The sequence below is a fragment of the Chimaeribacter coloradensis genome (assembly GCF_002858715.1).
GTDB lineage: Bacteria > Pseudomonadota > Gammaproteobacteria > Enterobacterales > Enterobacteriaceae > Chimaeribacter > Chimaeribacter coloradensis.
On sequence record NZ_PJZH01000027.1, the window covers coordinates 1 to 16,162 of the forward strand.

Below are 16,162 nucleotides of genomic sequence, written 5' to 3' on the forward strand. Positions count from 1 at the left end.
ATGGGTCGTTAGCTCAGTTGGTAGAGCAGTTGACTTTTAATCAATTGGTCGCAGGTTCGAATCCTGCACGACCCACCATCATCTCAAAGCGTTAAAATCCTGCACGACCCACCATCATCTCAAAGCGTCAAATTCCTGCACGACCCACCATCATCCTAAAGCGTCAAATTCCTGCACGACCCACCATCATCCTAAAGCGTTAAAATTCTGTACGATCCACCCATCACTCCAAAGCCTTCACATCCTGTAAAAGTCATCATTATCCTGTTATCTTCCTGCTTCCCTGCCTAATCCCAACCCTCAGCATTCCGGTTTTTTCTGTTATGCCCTGAAATCACTGCCCTAAACAAATTCCTCGCCTGTGATGCGATTCTCAGCGACATTGCGTTTTTTATCCGCTATTTTGTTTAGCATATAAAACACGCGCGGGCGAAGGGTCGCCACGGTGCGGCCTGAACTGAGAGAGCAAAATGAGTGACGTGCTGGATCTGAATGTTGATGTCTATCCGTTTCCACCCAAGCCCGCGGCGTTAAGCCCGGCGCAGAAGCAGGCGTACCGCGATACCATTGCTGCCCAGCTGAAGCAGCAGAATGCGGTGTTGGTGGCGCACTACTATACCGACCCGGACATCCAGGCGCTGGCAGAAGCGAGCGGCGGCTGCGTCGCAGATTCGCTGGAGATGGCGCGCTTCGGCAGCCAGCACCCGGCCACCACGTTGCTGGTTGCCGGCGTCCGCTTTATGGGCGAGACGGCGAAAATCCTTAACCCGGAAAAACGGGTGTTGATGCCGACGCTACAGGCGGAGTGCTCGCTGGACCTCGGCTGCCCGGATGAAGCCTTTGCCGCCTTTTGCGACCAGCACCCTGACCGCACCGTGGTGGTCTACGCCAACACCTCCGCCGCGGTGAAAGCACGCGCCGACTGGGTGGTCACCTCCAGCATTGCCGTGGAGCTGGTTGAGCACCTCGACAGCCTGGGGCAGAAGATCCTCTGGGCACCTGACCGCCACCTGGGCAATTATGTCCGCAAGCAGACCGGTGCCGATGTGCTCTGCTGGCAGGGGGCCTGTATCGTTCACGATGAGTTCAAAACCCAGGCGCTGAGCCGGATGAAAGCGCTGCACCCTGACGCCGCCATCCTGGTGCACCCGGAGTCCCCACAGGCGGTGGTGGAGATGGCAGATGCCGTGGGCTCCACCAGCCAGCTGATCCAGGCGGCGCAACGGTTGCCGCAGCGTAAGCTGATTGTCGCCACCGACCGCGGCATTTTCTACAAGATGCAGCAGGCCTGCCCGGAGAAGGAGCTGTTCGAAGCGCCAACCGCCGGGGAAGGGGCGAGCTGCCGCAGTTGCGCCCACTGCCCCTGGATGGCGATGAACGGCCTGCAGGCGCTCTCTGAGGCACTGGCGCAGGGCGGGGAAGCCCATGAGATTCATGTTTCTCCGGCGCTGCGTGAGCAGGCGCTGATGCCGCTGAACCGGATGCTGGCGTTTGCCGCCACCCTGAAGAAGCCGGTAAAAGGCAACGCCTGACCGCCCGCAGAAAAAAGCCACCGTGAAGGTGGCTTTTTTTGTCAGTGGTGATGGTGGTGGGCGTGTGCATGGGCGGGCGGGGCCGCCTCATTGATCAGGCAGTCCGGCGTGGTGCAGTGCTGGTACTCCATCTGAACGGTGGCGTGGCCGATATTGCAGTGGTCCAGCAGGTAGTGCTGGATGCTGTGCAGCAGCGCATCGTGGTCATGGGGCGGGATCACCTGCACATGCAGGGTCATCAGCCGCTGTTCGCCAATCTGCCAGACGTGCACATGGTGCACATTGCGCACTTCAGGAATGTTGCTGCACAGCTCACGTTTCAGGGCGGCAATATCCACCTCCTGCGGCGTCCCCTCCAGCAGCTCATGGAAGCTCTCTTTCATCAGGCCCCAGGCACTGCGCAGCACCAGGCAGGAGACCAGCACGGAGAGGATCGGGTCGATCGGCGTCCAGCCGGTGTAGAGGATAATCAGCGCCGCCGCAATCGCCCCCACCGACCCCAGCAGATCGCCCATCACATGCAGTGCCGCCGCCCGCACATTGATATTGGCTTTCTCCTCGCCGCGGTGCAGCAGCCAGAACGAAATGAGGTTCGCCATCAGCCCGGCCACGGCAATCACCATCATGGTGCCGCCCAGCACCGGCTGCGGCGTCATAAAGCGCTGGATCGCCTCCCAGAGAATCAGCAGCACAATCACCAGCAGCGCGGCAGCATTGACGAAGGCCGCCATGGTGGTCAGCCGCAGGTAGCCGAAGGTGTGGCGCGCATTGGGTTTGCGCTGGGCGAACCGCACGGCCAGCAGCGCCATCAGCAGCGCTGCCGAGTCCGTCAGCATATGGCCGGCATCCGCCAGCAACGCCAGTGACCCGGAGACCAGCCCGCCGATCACCTCCGCGACCATAAACCCGGCCGTCACCAGAAACGCCCACAGCAGGCGTTTGCTGTTGCCCGATTGCGGGCCGGCATGAGAGTGATGAGAGTGAGACATAACATTTCCTATCAATAAGTGACAGCCTGGCAAGACCGGCTGCGGGTGTCATGTTATAACAAAACACTAAAAATCAGGGGGTTAACCTGTTACTGATAGCATAACCTACGCAGGGCAGGTTGCAAGGGGCGCAGTCGGGAAGGGAGGAGCAGAAGGCGGAAAGAGAAACAGGGGGCAACGCCCCCCGTTTGATGTATCACTGACAAACCCGGCCGGTTATTTGGACGTGGCGTCCGCTTCGGAAGAACCTGGGGTCTGATCCGGGCAGCGGCCATCTTTACAGATGGTGTCTTTATGCGCTTCGTTGGCATCGGTGCTGCCGGTGGCGGTGCTGGTGTCGCCGGTGCCCTGCTTGTTGCTGCTGCCCTGGTCGATGCTGGTATTACCGCTGGTGTCCGTGGAGCCGGTGTTGATCTGGTTGTTGTCTACGCTGGCCGGCGGCAGATTCTCTTTGGCGCCTGGGCTGCCGGACTGGTTAGACAGACCGTTATTATCAGAAGAGGAGCCGCTGTCAGAAGAAGAACCAGCCGCCAGCGCTGCGCCACTACCGAAAGCCATGGTTGCGGTCAGAAAAATCAACGCGAGTTTTTTCATAACGTTTTCTCCATTTTATGATGCTGTGAGTCTGATTGAGTGAAACTTTCAAAGACGGCGGCCTGCCGGGCCACCTGCTCTGCACCCAATCAGGCGCAGCCACAAGGGCTGATGTGCCGCCTTGGCACTGAAAATACGTTTTCACATCCTGATTCACTGCGGGCAGTGAGCGTCCGGCTGCGGGTTTAGCCGGTTGCGCCGGGAGAAACAGGCGTTGCAGGTGCATAGCCTGCGGGGTTTACCGTGTTACATGCATACTTTAAGCCTAGATTATAATTTTCAGTTATCAATCAGAGATTCAGAAAATCGGGGTGTTAAATTATGTTTACAGCTGAAGGCAGAGACGATAAATTTAGCCGGATATGCCGCGTGTGCACCCCCCTGAATACCGAATGGATCAGCTATGAATTATCAAAACGACGATTTACGCATTAAAGAGATCAACGAACTCCTGCCGCCGGTTGCCCTGTTAGAAAAGTTTCCCGCCACGGATAACGCCGCCGCCACGGTGTCACACGCGCGCAACGCTATCCATAAGATCCTGAAAGGCAACGACGATCGTCTGCTGGTGGTGATTGGCCCCTGCTCCATCCATGACCCGGTGGCGGCCAAAGAGTACGCCACACGCCTGCTGGCGCTACGGGAAGAGCTGAAGGACTCCCTGGAAATTGTGATGCGCGTTTACTTCGAAAAACCGCGTACCACCGTGGGCTGGAAAGGGCTGATCAACGACCCGCAAATGGACGGCAGTTTTCAGATTAACGACGGCCTGCGCCTGGCGCGCAAACTGCTGCTGGAGATCAACGACACCGGCCTGCCTGCCGCGGGTGAATTCCTGGACATGATCACCCCGCAATACCTGGCAGACCTGATGAGCTGGGGCGCTATCGGCGCGCGCACCACCGAATCCCAGGTACACCGTGAGCTGGCCTCCGGCCTCTCCTGCCCGGTAGGCTTCAAAAACGGCACTGACGGCACCATCAAAGTCGCCATTGACGCCATCAACGCCGCCGGCGCGCCGCACTGCTTCCTGTCGGTGACCAAATGGGGCCACTCCGCCATCGTCAACACCAGCGGTAACAGCGACTGCCACATCATCCTGCGCGGCGGTAAAACGCCGAACTACAGCGCCGCACACGTCAGCGAGGTAAAAGCCGGGCTGGAGAAAGCGGGCCTGCCGCCGCGTATCATGATTGACTTCAGCCATGCCAACAGCAGCAAGCAGTTCAAAAAGCAGATGGACGTGGCAACTGACGTCAGCGGGCAGATCGCCGGCGGCGACGCGAGCATCATCGGCGTGATGATTGAGAGCCACCTGGTCGAAGGCAACCAGAGCCTGGAGAGCGGCGAACCGTTGGTCTATGGCCAGAGCGTGACCGACGCCTGCATCGGCTGGGAAGATACCGACACCGTGCTGCGCCGGCTGGCGGCAGCGGTACAGGCGCGCCGCGGCTGACCCGCGCGCCCATAAAAAAACGGAGCCTTTCGGCTCCGTTTTTGTGTTCAGCGCGGTAAAAATTACTTCGCTTTACCCTGGTTGGCAACGGCCGCCGCTTTCGCCGCGATTTCGTCTGCATTGCCCAGGTAGTAGTGTTTGATCGGCTTGAAGTTTTCGTCGAACTCATACACCAGCGGCACGCCGGTCGGGATGTTCAGCTCGAGGATTTCCTCTTCGCTCATGTTGTCCAGGTATTTCACCAGCGCACGCAGGGAGTTACCGTGGGCCGCAATGATCACGCGCTCACCGCTTTCCAGACGCGGTTTGATCACGTCAGTCCAGTACGGGATCACGCGGTCGATGGTCAGCGCCAGGCTTTCGGTGGTCGGCAGCTCTTCGGCACGCAGTTTCGCGTAACGCGGGTCGTGGCCCGGGAAGCGCTCGTCATCTTTGGTCAGTTCCGGCGGGGTCACAGCGAAGCCGCGGCGCCACTGTTTAACCTGCTCGTCGCCATACTTCTGCGCGGTTTCCGCTTTATCCAGGCCCTGCAACGCACCGTAGTGGCGTTCGTTCAGTTTCCAGGATTTCTCCACCGGCAGCCACGGCTGGTCCAGCTCATCCAGGATGTTCCACAGGGTGTGGATGGCACGTTTCAGTACCGAGGTGTAAGCAAAATCAAAATGGAAGCCTTCCTGTTTCAGCAACTGACCTGCCTGCTTGGCTTCGGTGCGGCCTTTTTCAGAAAGATCGACATCTTTCCAGCCTGTGAAGCGGTTCTCTTTGTTCCACTCACTTTCACCATGTCTCACCAGCACCAGCTTCGTTACAGCCATAGCTAAACTCCTTAATTTCCTGATTTTTAATGATAACAATTATCATTATATTGCCTGACCATCACGCCGACAATCGGATTGTGCCGCGGTCGCCCGCGCCTTTTTCCACCAACCCATTGGCGGGGACAATCTGTTGACCTACACCATAACGAAATTCAGGGCACAAAGAAAATGAAACGCGGGGCAGGGGTGCCGCAGGCAGGCGGGCACCCCGGTGTTTTCAGGGGGCATCAGTGCTTTTTCAGGCACTTGCTCATAAAGGTTTTGCGGGCATCGCCGGTGATGTCCTGCTTGTCGGCGTCCTGGTTACAGGCCTGCATTTTGAGCTGGTGGGGCGTGAGTTCTTTCGCCGGGTTGACCTGCGCCGGCAGGCACTGGCTCATGAATTTTTTCTTGTCTTCCCCTTTGAGGGATTGCATCGTGGCCTGCTGTTCACAATCGGTCATTTTTTGCTGCTCAGGGTCGCGCAGCACGGATGAGGGCACGGCGGATGAGTGGCTGGCCGCCAGCGCACTGCCGGTAAACAGCAGGGCAACGGCACAGCAACGGAACACATTACACATAAGAACTCCTTGGACGGGAAAGGGCATACCGTTAAGCGTAGAGGGCAGAGCGCAGGCGAGGCGGGATTTCCGTGGGGAGTGTGCCGGTTCTCACATTTTGTTGCTGAAAAGGCACGAAAAAAACGGGAGCCAGGCTCCCGTCAGGTCAGGGGTTACAGCGCGAAAAACTGGTACACGGTGGTCGCGCGGTAGGGCTTGCCGGGGGCGAGCCAGCAGTCCGGCTGCGGCCATTCCGGGTGCGCCGGGCTGTCGGGCAGGAACTCGCTCTCCAGCGCCACGCCCTGGTAGGCGCTGTAGCTGCCGCCGCTGCGGTTCGGCACGCCGCTCAGGTAGTTGCCGCTGTAGAGCTGCAACGCCGGGGCGGTGGTGAACACGCTCAGCTTCACTTTGTCATCGGAAGACCAGAGGTGCGCCGCCGGGCAGTCCAGCGCGCCGCTGGAACGGCGCAGCAGGTAGGCGTGGTCGTAGCCCTTTACCCGCTGCTGGTCGCGATCTTTCAGGAAATCCTGCGCCAGGGTTTTGGGCTGGCGGAAATCCATGCCGCTGCCGTCTACCGCCGTCAGATCACCGCTCGGGATGCCTTCGCTGTCCACCGGCAGGAAACGGTCGGCAAAGAGTTGCAGCCGGTGGCGGCGCACATCCGTGCCTTCGCCGTCCAGGTTGAAATAGGCGTGGTTGGTCAGGTTGACCGGGCAGGGCTGGTCAACCGTGGCGGCGTACTCAATCTCCAGCCGGTTGTCATCGGTGAGCCGGTAGGTGACGGTGGCCGTGAGGTTGCCGGGGTAGCCCTGATCGCCGTCAGGCGACTGGATCTGGTAGCGGAGCTGTTTCTCATCCGCCTCCAGGCAGTGCCAGCGGCGGGCATGGAACCCTTCCGGCCCGCCGTGCAACTGGTGCGGGCCCTGGTTGGCGGCCAGCGGGAAGGTCTTGCCGTCATGCTGCAACCGGGCATGGGCGATGCGGTTGGCGTAGCGCCCCACGGTCGCGCCGAGGTAGGCCTCCTGCACCGGGTAGCGGTCGGTGGATTCACAGCCCAGCAGCAGCTCGCGTGCCGTGCCGTCGGCGAGCGGCAGCACGGCGGAGAGCCAGGTGGCCCCCCAGTCCATAAAGGTCGCAGTCATGCCGTGGGCATTGCGCAGGGTATGCAGGCGGAACGGCTGGCCGTCCGGTGCCGGGGTCTGGTTCAGCATACGCCCGCCCCTTGCATCGCGCGGCAGACGTAGAAGGTCTCTTTCAGCCCGGTTTTGGCCTGGTACTCCCGCGCCACTGTGGCTTTGACGTCGTCGACCAGTTCGGTCGGCATCAGCGCCACCACACAGCCGCCGAAGCCGCCGCCGGTCATGCGCACGCCGCCGCGCTCGCCAATCACCCCTTTGACCATCTCGACCAGCGCGTCGATCGGCGGCACGGTGATCTCGAAGTCGTCACGCATCGACGCGTGGGACTCGGCCATCAACTGGCCCATTTTCTTCAGGTCGCCCGCGGCCAGCGCATCAGCCGCCGCCAGCGTGCGGTTGTTTTCGGTGATCACATGGCGCGCACGGCGGGAGACCACCGGGTCAAGCTCGTCAGCGATCGGGAAGAAGATGTCCGGGTTGACGTCGCGCAGCGCCTTGACGCCGAAGAAGCGGGCAGCCACTTCGCACTGTTCGCGACGGGTGTTGTACTCACTGCCCACCAGCCCGCGCTTGACGTTGGAGTTGATGATCACCACCGAGACGTTTTCCGGCATCGGCACGGCGCGGGTTTCCAGCGAGCGGCAGTCGATCAGCAGCGCATGATCCTGTTTGCCGAGCGCCGAGATCAGCTGGTCCATGATGCCGCAGTTACAGCCGACAAACTGGTTCTCCGCTTCCTGGCCGTTCAGCGCCAGCGCCACGCCATCCAGCGGCAGGTTATAGAGCGCCTGCATCGCCTGGCCCACGGCCACTTCCAGCGAGGCGGAGGAGCTGAGGCCCGCGCCCTGCGGCACATTGCCGCTGATCACCAGGTCAGCACCGCCGAAGCCGGGGCTGCGCTGCTGCAGGTGTTTCACCACCCCGCGCACATAGTTGGCCCACGGCAGCTCATCGCTGCTCAGGATCGGCGCGTCGAGGGAGAAGCTGTCCTGCTGGTTGTCATAATCCACGGCCACCACGCGGACCTGGCGGTCGTCACGTTTCGCGCAGCTGATCACCGTTTCATAGTCGATGGCGCACGGCAGCACAAAGCCGTCGTTATAGTCGGTGTGCTCGCCGATCAGGTTGACGCGGCCCGGCGCTTTAACGGTCAGCGCGGCCGGGTAACCGAACGCCTGCTCAAAAATCTGTTGGGTAGTGGTGATAAGGCTCATGGGATCACTCCGCGTCACGGTAATGGATGTCACTGACGGCGCGCAGACGCTCGGCGGCCTGTTCAGCGGTCAGGTCGCGCTGGGTTTCGGCCAGCATCTCGTACCCGACCATAAATTTGCGCACTGATGCAGAGCGCAGCAGCGGCGGATAGAAGTGCGCGTGCAACTGCCAGTGCGTGTGGTCGCCGTCGGTGAACGGCGCGCCGTGCCAGCCCATAGAGTAGGGGAAGGAGCACTGGAACAGGTTGTCATAGCGGCTGGTGAGTTTTTTCAGCGCCAGCGCCAGGTCACTGCGCTGGTCGTCCGTGAGGCCGGTCAGGCGCAATACCGGGGCTTTCGGCAGCAGCAGGGTTTCGAACGGCCACGCCGCCCAGTAGGGCACCACCGCCAGCCAGTGTTCGGTCTCGACCACCGTGCGGCTGCCGTCGGCCAGCTCGCGCTGCACATAATCGACCAGCATCGGCGAGCCGTGCTGTTGCAGGTAGTCACGTTGCAGCCGGTCTTCACGCTCCGCCTCGTTCGGCAGGAAGCTGTTGGCCCACACCTGGCCGTGCGGGTGCGGGTTGGAGCAGCCCATCGCCGCGCCTTTGTTCTCAAACACCTGCACCCAGGGGTAGGTTTTGCCCAGCTCGGCACTCTGTTCCTGCCAGGTTTTCACCACCGCTTCCAGCGCCGCCAGCGAAAGCTGCGGCAGGGTTTTGCTGTGGTCCGGCGAGAAGCAGATCACCCGGCTGGTGCCGCGCGCACCCTGGCAGCGCATCAGCGGGTCTTCACTCTCCGGCGCGGCCGGGGTGTCCGGCATCAGTGCGGCGAAGTCATTGGTGAAGACATAGGTATGGGTGTAATCCGGGTTCACATCCCCGGTGACGCGGGTGTTGCCGGGGCAGAGGAAGCAGTCAGGATCGTGGCTGGGTAACGTTTCCAGCGCCGGGGATTCCTGCTGGCCCTGCCACGGACGTTTGGCACGGTGCGGGGAGACCAGGATCCATTGATCGGTCAGCGGGTTGTAACGGCGATGCGGATGATCAACCGGGTTAAAAATCGACATAACGTAAACATTCCTTAATCCGAACGGCCCTGAGGGTCGCCGTCAGGGCATCTGGCCCAGGGGCAAAACAGGGTACAGCAACAGGGAGCACCGCCTGCCGGCGCCATAAGTGTAATCGCTTCCACCCCTGGCCTTTACATCGCCACGCGTTTCTGTGGCACAACGTGCCGAAAGATAGCATGAACGGTGTTAAGAAAAGGTGATCCAGGCTGAAAAAATGGAATCGCTTACACCGGAAAGCCTAGCATAAGGCGCAGGGAAAATGCAGCGGGTGTTTGGCTGAAAAGGCGCGGAGCGGTAAACCGATGACAGGCAGCAGGCGGGCCAAAAACCCGCGGCCGCCCAGAAGTGTAACCGCTTCCACTGAATTGACGCGGAAAATCACGGCCGGCCCCGCGCGGCGCGGGGCCGGAGGCTCAGAGGCGCTCAACCGGGTAGCGGTAGCTGTCGCCTTCCGGCACAAAGCTGAGCCGGTGGGTGATGCAGAGCGGCGCATCCTCGGCGTGGTGCGACACAAACAGCAGTTGCGTTTCGCCCTCGCCAATCAGCACGTCGATCCAGCGGCGCACCAGCTGGCGGTTCAGCGGGTCCAGCCCCTGTAACGGCTCGTCGAGGATCAGCAGCGCCGGGTGTTTCACCAGCGCGCGGGCGATCAGCGCCAGCCGCTGCTGCCCCCAGGAGAGGCTGTGGAACGGCGCATCGGCGGCCGCGCCGTCCAGCCCGAGCAGCGCCAGCCATTGCTGGGTCAGCTGCTGCTGGCGGTCAGACGCCGCCTGATAGATGCCGATGGAGTCGAAGAAACCGGAGAGGATCACCGTGCGCACGCTGGCGCTGACGCGGTACTCCAGATGCAGGCTGCTGCTGACGTAACCGATATGCTTTTTGATGTCCCAGATGGTTTCCCCGCTGCCGCGGCGGCGGCCGAACAGCGTCAAATCGTTGCTGTAGCCCTGCGGGTGGTCGCCGGTGATCAGGCTCAGCAGCGTGGATTTGCCCGCGCCGTTCGGCCCGACAATCTGCCAGTGCTCGCCGGGGTTGACCTGCCAGTCAAGGCCGTTGAGGATCGGGCGGTCGTTATAGGAGACCACGCCGTTGCGCAGGATAATGCGCGGCTGGTCCGGCGGCAGGGTGGTGCGGCGCTGTGGCTCTTCGGTCTCCGGCAGCGTCATGCCCGTGAGCTGTTCACTGTGCGCCAGTTGCGCCACCAGCGCCTGGGACATCACCTCCGCGCGGTGGCCGGTGGTGGTGAGGTGGCAGTCGGCCAGTACCCCGACCTGCGCGATGAACGGCGGGATCTCATCAAAGCGGTTCAGCACCAGCACCAGCGTAATCCCCTGTTGGGAGAGGGTGCCGAGCAGCGTCGCGAGCTGGCCGCGGGAGTGCACATCCAGCCCGTCAAACGGCTCGTCGAGGATCAGCAGGTCAGGCGCGGCCATCAGCGCCTGGCACAGCAGCGTTTTACGCGTTTCGCCGGTCGAGAGGTATTTAAAGCGGCGGGTGAGCAGCGGCGTAATGCCGAACTGTGCGGCCAGCGCCGCGCAGCGCGCCGGGTCAGGGTGGTTCTCCTGGATAATCTCGGCGGCGGTGCGGCCGGTGTCATCTTCGTCGGCGCTCAGCAGGTCAGTATTGTTGCGCTGCCATTCGTCACTCACCAGCTTCTGCAACTGCTCAAAAGAGAGGCGAGCGACGCGGGTGAAATCACTGCGGCGTGTGCCGCCCAGTTGCGTCAGCTCCCCGGCCAGCGCCCGGGCCAGCGCCGATTTGCCGCTGCCGTTCGCCCCGACAAAGGCCCAGCTCTCCCCGGCGTTGAGGGTCAGTTCCGGCAGGTGGAGGGTGCGGGTATCGCTGAGGCGGAACAGGCCTTGCGCAATCTGCAATGACGACATGGTGGTATCCCTTAATGTGCAACCAGTTTGGGTTAGGGATAAGCGGCTCACCCGGTGAAGTCAATTGACAAATCTGCAAACTGTTAACGCTGAAAATGCAACTATCTGATAATAAAAGGCAATCAGCAGAGGGTCGCGACGATCACCTGATCCGGCTGCACCTGCGCCGCCACCTCCATGCCGGGGGCCAGCGCCAGCGCGGTGACCTGCTGGTTCGGTACCGTGGCGCACAAGGTCTCGTGGCCGGCGAAGGCCAGCAGCACTTCGCTGTTCTCACTGCCGGGGTGGATCGTGCTGACCACGCATGCAAACTGGTTGCCCTCAGGCGGGGGCGGCGTGCCGGCGGCGGCCAGCGTCACCCACGGCGCTTTGATCAGCGCCAGCACCTCTTTGCCCGGCTGTAACTGCAGGCGGTCGGCACTCTGCTCGGTCAGCGCGGCGGTGAGGTGGGTCTGCCCATCCGCCAGCAGCAGTTGCACCTGTTGTTGCACCGGCTGGTGGCCGCGGTCGGTCACGGTGGCGAAAAACTGGTTGCGGGCGCTGGTTTGCAGGGAGAAACGGGCAATGGCCGCCAGCAGGCTGTCGAGCGGCAGGGCGTCATCGTTCAGGACATCAAACGCCTTCTGCTGGATCTGGGTCAGCAGCTCATAGAGCTGGATCAGCCGCTGGCCGTAGCGCGTCAGCGTGGCACCGCCGCCCCCTTTGCCGCCGGTGGCGCGCTCGACCAGCGTCTGTTCGCCGAGCTGGTTCATTTCGTTGATCGCGTCCCAGGCGCTTTTATAGCTGATGCCCGCCAGCTTCGCCCCCTGGCTGATGGAGCCGGTGGCCTGCACCTGCTTCAGCAGGGCGATGCGGCGCGGGTCGGCGAACAGCCGTTGGTCGAGTTTCAGGGTCAGCAAAATATCAGCGTGCATGTCGGCATCCCACAGCGGAGAGGAAAAAAGGATTGTCGCTGATTGCAGCCGGTGAGGCAAACCGGCCCGGTTGGCGAATTGCTAACGCCACGGCGCGCAATCGTTGCTATTATCGGAACATAATGCGCGCGGCAGGTGCCGCCTGATGCACAGCTAAGTGAGGCAATGATGTTGGAATTGTTAGAGAGTCTGGTGTTTGCCATCGTGATGGTGCCGGTAGTGATGGCGATTATCCTCGGCCTGATCTACGGGCTGGGCACCGTGTTTAACGTCTTCTCGAAGATCGGCCACCCGAAAGAGGCGCGCAACGGCAACGCCCACGCCAACGCCCGCCACTGATACCGCGAGTGATCCCGCCCGGCCCCTGTGCCGGGTTTTTTTATGCTGCCGCCTCAGGTTCTGTTTTTCGCGGCCGATAAACCGAATGACAAGGTTTGTCATGACGTTATATTCTTGACTATATAACGTAAACCGGAGAGACCCTGATGCCCTTGCTGACCAAAAAAAGCCTGCTCGCCCTGACAATGCTCGCTGCCCTGACGCACCACGCGCAGGCGGCAGAGAAAATTACCGTGTTCGCTGCCGCCTCGCTGACCAACGCGTTGCAGGACATCGCCACGGATTACCAGAAAAGCCACCCGGTGGAGATTGTCTCCTCTTACGCCTCTTCGTCAGTGCTGGCGCGGCAGATTGAGCAGGGCGCCCCGGCTGACCTCTTCATCTCTGCGGACCAGCAGTGGATGGACTACGCCGCCGGGAAACAGCAGATCATCCCGGCCAGCCGTTATACCCTGCTGGGCAACGATCTGGTGCTGATCGCCCCGAAAACGGGCACGGCGAACGTCACGCTGGATAAGCAGACCAACTGGACGTCGCTTTTGGCAGGCGGACGGCTGGCGGTAGGCGACCCGGACCATGTCCCGGCCGGGATTTACGCCAAAGAGGCGTTGCAGTCACTGGGGGCCTGGACGGCGCTGGAGCCGGCACTGGCGCGGGCCAATAACGTGCGTGCGGCGATGGCGCTGGTGGAGCGTGGCGAAGCGCCGTACGGCATCGTCTACGGCTCCGATGCAGTGGTCAGTGACAAAGTGAAAGTGGCCGCGACCTTCCCGGCGGAAAGCCACAAGCCGGTGGAGTACCCGATGGCCATCGTCAACGATCACCAGACCGCCGCCGTCAGCGCCTTCTATGATTACCTGAAAGGGCCGCAGGCCGCGGCAGTATTCAAACACTATGGATTTACCCCCAAAACCAGCGGATTTACCCCCAAAACCAGCGGATTTACCCCCAAACAAGAGGGGTCAACGTCACACTGATGATCATGAGCGCGTATGAGTGGCAGGCGGTGCTGCTGAGTCTCCAGGTGGCGGGCGTGGCGGTGCTGTGCAGCCTGCCGTTCGGCATCCTGATGGCCTGGGTGCTGGTGCGCTGCCGCTTTCCCGGCAAAGCCCTGCTCGACAGCCTGATCCACCTGCCGCTGGTGCTGCCGCCGGTGGTGATCGGCTATTTGCTGCTGATCGGCATGGGGCGGCGCGGGCTGATTGGCGGCTGGCTCTATGAGACCTTCGGCATCAGCTTCAGTTTCAGCTGGCGCGGGGCAGCACTCGCCTCGGCGGTGGTTGCGTTCCCGCTGATGGTGCGCGCCATCCGGCTGGCGCTGGAGGCGATTGACCTGCGGCTGGAGCAGGCGGCGCGCACGCTGGGCGCGTCCCCGTGGCGGGTCTTTTTCACCCTGACGCTGCCGCTGTCGCTGCCGGGCATCATCGTCGGCGCGGTGCTGGCTTTCGCCCGCTCGCTGGGCGAATTCGGCGCGACCATCACCTTTGTCTCCAACATTCCCGGCGAGACCCGCACCCTGCCGCTGGCGATGTACACCCTGATTGAGACGCCCGGCGCGGAAGCGGCGGCGGCGCGGCTCTGCGTCATCGCCATTGTGCTGTCACTGGGGGCGCTGCTGCTCTCGGAGTGGCTGGCGCGCTGGAGCCAACGGCGGCTGGGGGCCTGATGCTGGAACTCGACGTCACCCAACAACTCGGCGATCTGTCGCTGTCGGTGCAGGCCACGCTGCCTGCGCAGGGCATCACCGCGATCTTCGGCCTCTCCGGTGCCGGGAAAACCTCCCTGATTAACCTGATCGGCGGCCTGACGCGCCCGGAAAACGGCCATATCCGCCTCAACGGCCGCACGCTGGTGGACACCGCCAACAACCAGTGGCTGCCGCCGGAAAAGCGCCGCATCGGCTACGTGTTTCAGGACGCGCGGCTGTTCCCGCACTACCGGGTGCGCGGCAACCTGACCTACGGGATGCCGGCCGCCCAGCGCGGGCAGTTTGACGCCGTGGTGGCGCTGCTCGGCATTGAGCCGCTGCTGGCGCGTTACCCGGCCACCCTCTCCGGCGGTGAGAAGCAGCGGGTAGCGATCGGCCGGGCATTGCTTACCGGGCCGGAGATGCTGCTGATGGATGAGCCGCTGGCCTCGCTGGATCTGCCGCGCAAACGCGAGCTGATGCCCTACCTGGAGCGGCTGGCGCGGGATGTTAAATTGCCGATTCTTTACGTCACCCACAGCATGGACGAGCTGCTGCGGCTGGCGCAGAACGTGCTGATGCTGGATCAGGGGCAGGTCCGTGCCGTGGGGCCGCTGGAGGAAGTGTGGGCCAGCAGCGCGCTGCGGCCGTGGCTGCCGAAAGAGGAGCAGAGCAGTGTGCTGCCGGTCACGGTGCTGGAGCACCACCCGCGCTACGCGATGAGCGCCCTGAGCCTCGGCGACCAGCACCTGTGGGTCAACCGGGTCGACGCGGCAGTGGAGTCGCCGCTGCGCATCCGCATCCAGGCGGCGGATGTCTCGCTGGCGCTGCAACCGCCCTCCGGCAGCAGCATCCGCAACATCCTGCGTGCCAAGGTGCTGGAGTGCCTGGAGGTCGGCGATCAGGTTGAAGTGAAACTCGCGGTGGGCGATCAGGTGCTCTGGGCGCGCATCTCCCCCTGGGCGCGGGACGAGCTGCTGATCAAGCCGGGCATGTGGCTCTACGCCCAGATCAAAAGCGTGTCGATTTCAGGCTAGGAAAACGGGCGGCCGCCACGGCCGCCCGGTCATGGCGTGCGTTACTGCAAAATTTCTCTGGTGATCACCTCTGCGATGCCCGGCTCCTCATTGGTGCCGATCACCCGCGCGGCGCGCTCTTTGATGTAATCATCGGCGTTGCCCATCGCCACGCCCAGCCCGGCGGTCTCCAGCATCGAGAGGTCGTTGTAGTTGTCACCAAACGCCAGCACATCTTTCATGGTCATGCCCTGCGCCTCGACCCACGCCTGCAGGCGTTTGCCTTTGCTGTTGCCGCCTTTGGCAACATCCACCTGATCGTGCCACGACCACTCACACGCCAGCCCCAGCTTCTCCTCCACGTCAATGGTAAAGGCCTTCAGCGCTTTCAGGTCGGGGTGGGTGGTGGCAAACTTCCAGATCGCGTCCGCCTCTTTAGCGGCCTCACGCAGGCTGTTGACCTGCAAAATCGTCGGGCGCTGCGCTTCCGGCAGCGTCTCCGCCCACGCCAGCGAACGCAGCACGTGGTCAGTCGGGCGCTCATACAGCATCGCGTTGTCGACGTAGAGCATCCCGTGGATTTTGGAGTGATCGAGCATGGTGATCACCTCCTGCGCCAGATCCTCACGCAGCGGGTCGGACGCCAGCACCTTCCGGTTCTGGTAGTCATACAGGTAGGTGCCGTTGCAGCAGATGGCCGGGGTATCAAGCTTCAGCGCCTGATAAAACGGGTGGATGGCGACATGGTGGCGGCCGGTGACCACCAGCACGGTCACGCCCTGTTCACGGGCCGCCTGAATGGCCTTGAGGGATTCCGGGAGGATACGTTTCTGACGGTCAAGCAGCGTGCCGTCGAGATCGAGCGCAATTACGCGATAGGTCATAGCGGGTCTCTTTATCGAAAGTGAATAAAAGTCAGCCTGTTCAGAAGATAGTACACGTGAACGGCGCACGGGGAAAACGCACACGGTACTTTGCGGCGGCGGGCTGA

At 62.2% G+C, this 16,162-nt stretch carries 15 protein-coding genes, 1 tRNA gene and 1 pseudogene; 7 read left to right on the forward strand and 10 right to left on the reverse strand.

The genetic code is table 11. The features are described 5' to 3' along the window. The first annotated feature begins 2 nt into the window (after window positions 1-2). Both CYR32_RS17745 and nadA read left to right on the forward strand, forming a co-directional pair. A tRNA-Lys gene (locus CYR32_RS17745) sits at window positions 3-78 on the forward strand. A gap of 392 nt (window positions 79-470) precedes the next feature. Continuing rightward, window positions 471-1,532 carry a quinolinate synthase NadA gene (nadA, locus tag CYR32_RS17750; RefSeq protein ID WP_101826490.1) on the forward strand — a complete coding sequence of 354 codons (1,062 nt, stop codon included), beginning with the start codon at window positions 471-473 and terminating at the stop codon, window positions 1,530-1,532. Window positions 1,533-1,573: 41 nt separating this feature from the next. On the opposite strand, the gene zitB is transcribed toward nadA, so the two are convergent. Both zitB and CYR32_RS17760 read right to left on the reverse strand, forming a co-directional pair. After that, window positions 1,574-2,521 carry a CDF family zinc transporter ZitB gene (gene zitB, locus CYR32_RS17755; protein WP_101826491.1) on the reverse strand — a complete coding sequence of 316 codons (948 nt, stop codon included), beginning with the start codon at window positions 2,519-2,521 and terminating at the stop codon, window positions 1,574-1,576. Between the two features lie 216 nt (window positions 2,522-2,737). Continuing rightward, window positions 2,738-3,115 carry a protein YbgS gene (locus CYR32_RS17760; RefSeq protein WP_101826492.1) on the reverse strand — a complete coding sequence of 126 codons (378 nt, stop codon included), beginning with the start codon at window positions 3,113-3,115 and terminating at the stop codon, window positions 2,738-2,740. Window positions 3,116-3,518: 403 nt separating this feature from the next. On the opposite strand from CYR32_RS17760, the gene aroG reads away from it, so the two are divergent. Continuing rightward, window positions 3,519-4,571, forward strand: coding sequence for a 3-deoxy-7-phosphoheptulonate synthase AroG (gene aroG / locus CYR32_RS17765; protein WP_101826493.1), 1,053 nt, complete (start codon window positions 3,519-3,521; stop codon window positions 4,569-4,571). Window positions 4,572-4,633: 62 nt separating this feature from the next. Here the strand turns inward: aroG and gpmA are convergent, their stop codons facing one another. The 7 genes from gpmA to modE all read right to left on the reverse strand — a co-directional run bounded on the left by gpmA (window position 4,634) and on the right by modE (window position 12,129). Further along, window positions 4,634-5,386, reverse strand: coding sequence for a 2,3-diphosphoglycerate-dependent phosphoglycerate mutase (gene gpmA, locus CYR32_RS17770; RefSeq protein WP_101826494.1), 753 nt, complete (start codon window positions 5,384-5,386; stop codon window positions 4,634-4,636). Window positions 5,387-5,616: 230 nt separating this feature from the next. Then, window positions 5,617-5,949 carry a PsiF family protein gene (locus CYR32_RS17775; protein WP_101826495.1) on the reverse strand — a complete coding sequence of 111 codons (333 nt, stop codon included), beginning with the start codon at window positions 5,947-5,949 and terminating at the stop codon, window positions 5,617-5,619. A 152-nt stretch (window positions 5,950-6,101) separates the two neighbouring features. Then, entirely contained in the window at window positions 6,102-7,139 is a 1,038-nt protein-coding gene (galM, locus tag CYR32_RS17780; protein WP_101826496.1) for a galactose-1-epimerase, read from the reverse strand. Beyond that, window positions 7,133-8,281 (reverse strand): galactokinase, encoded by a 1,149-nt coding sequence (galK, locus tag CYR32_RS17785; protein ID WP_101826497.1) that lies wholly within the window; start codon window positions 8,279-8,281, stop codon window positions 7,133-7,135. Before galK ends, galM begins: the two co-directional genes overlap by 7 nt. 4 nt (window positions 8,282-8,285) lie before the next feature. After that, window positions 8,286-9,329 (reverse strand): galactose-1-phosphate uridylyltransferase, encoded by a 1,044-nt coding sequence (gene galT / locus CYR32_RS17790; protein ID WP_101826498.1) that lies wholly within the window; start codon window positions 9,327-9,329, stop codon window positions 8,286-8,288. Between the two features lie 416 nt (window positions 9,330-9,745). Beyond that, entirely contained in the window at window positions 9,746-11,215 is a 1,470-nt protein-coding gene (gene modF / locus CYR32_RS17800; RefSeq protein WP_101826500.1) for a molybdate ABC transporter ATP-binding protein ModF, read from the reverse strand. 122 nt (window positions 11,216-11,337) lie between these two features. Next, window positions 11,338-12,129, reverse strand: a complete 792-nt coding sequence (modE, locus tag CYR32_RS17805; RefSeq protein WP_101826501.1) for a molybdenum-dependent transcriptional regulator — start codon at window positions 12,127-12,129, stop codon at window positions 11,338-11,340. A 168-nt stretch (window positions 12,130-12,297) separates the two neighbouring features. Here modE and CYR32_RS17810 point away from each other — a divergent pair, with 168 nt between their 5' ends. The 4 genes and pseudogenes from CYR32_RS17810 to modC all read left to right on the forward strand — a co-directional run bounded on the left by CYR32_RS17810 (window position 12,298) and on the right by modC (window position 15,192). Beyond that, window positions 12,298-12,468 (forward strand): AcrZ family multidrug efflux pump-associated protein, encoded by a 171-nt coding sequence (locus tag CYR32_RS17810; RefSeq protein WP_101826502.1) that lies wholly within the window; start codon window positions 12,298-12,300, stop codon window positions 12,466-12,468. 146 nt (window positions 12,469-12,614) lie between these two features. After that, a pseudogene (gene modA, locus CYR32_RS17815) lies at window positions 12,615-13,379 on the forward strand (molybdate ABC transporter substrate-binding protein); the annotation flags it as partial. Between the two features lie 65 nt (window positions 13,380-13,444). Next, entirely contained in the window at window positions 13,445-14,134 is a 690-nt protein-coding gene (gene modB, locus CYR32_RS17820; protein ID WP_101826504.1) for a molybdate ABC transporter permease subunit, read from the forward strand. Then, window positions 14,134-15,192, forward strand: a complete 1,059-nt coding sequence (gene modC / locus CYR32_RS17825) for a molybdenum ABC transporter ATP-binding protein ModC (RefSeq protein ID WP_101826505.1) — start codon at window positions 14,134-14,136, stop codon at window positions 15,190-15,192. The genes modB and modC overlap by 1 nt, the downstream gene beginning before the upstream one ends. A 41-nt stretch (window positions 15,193-15,233) precedes the next feature. Here the strand turns inward: modC and CYR32_RS17830 are convergent, their stop codons facing one another. Next, on the reverse strand, window positions 15,234-16,055 hold the full coding sequence (locus tag CYR32_RS17830) for a pyridoxal phosphatase (protein ID WP_101826506.1): 822 nt from the start codon (window positions 16,053-16,055) through the stop codon (window positions 15,234-15,236). Window positions 16,056-16,162: the final 107 nt, after the last annotated feature.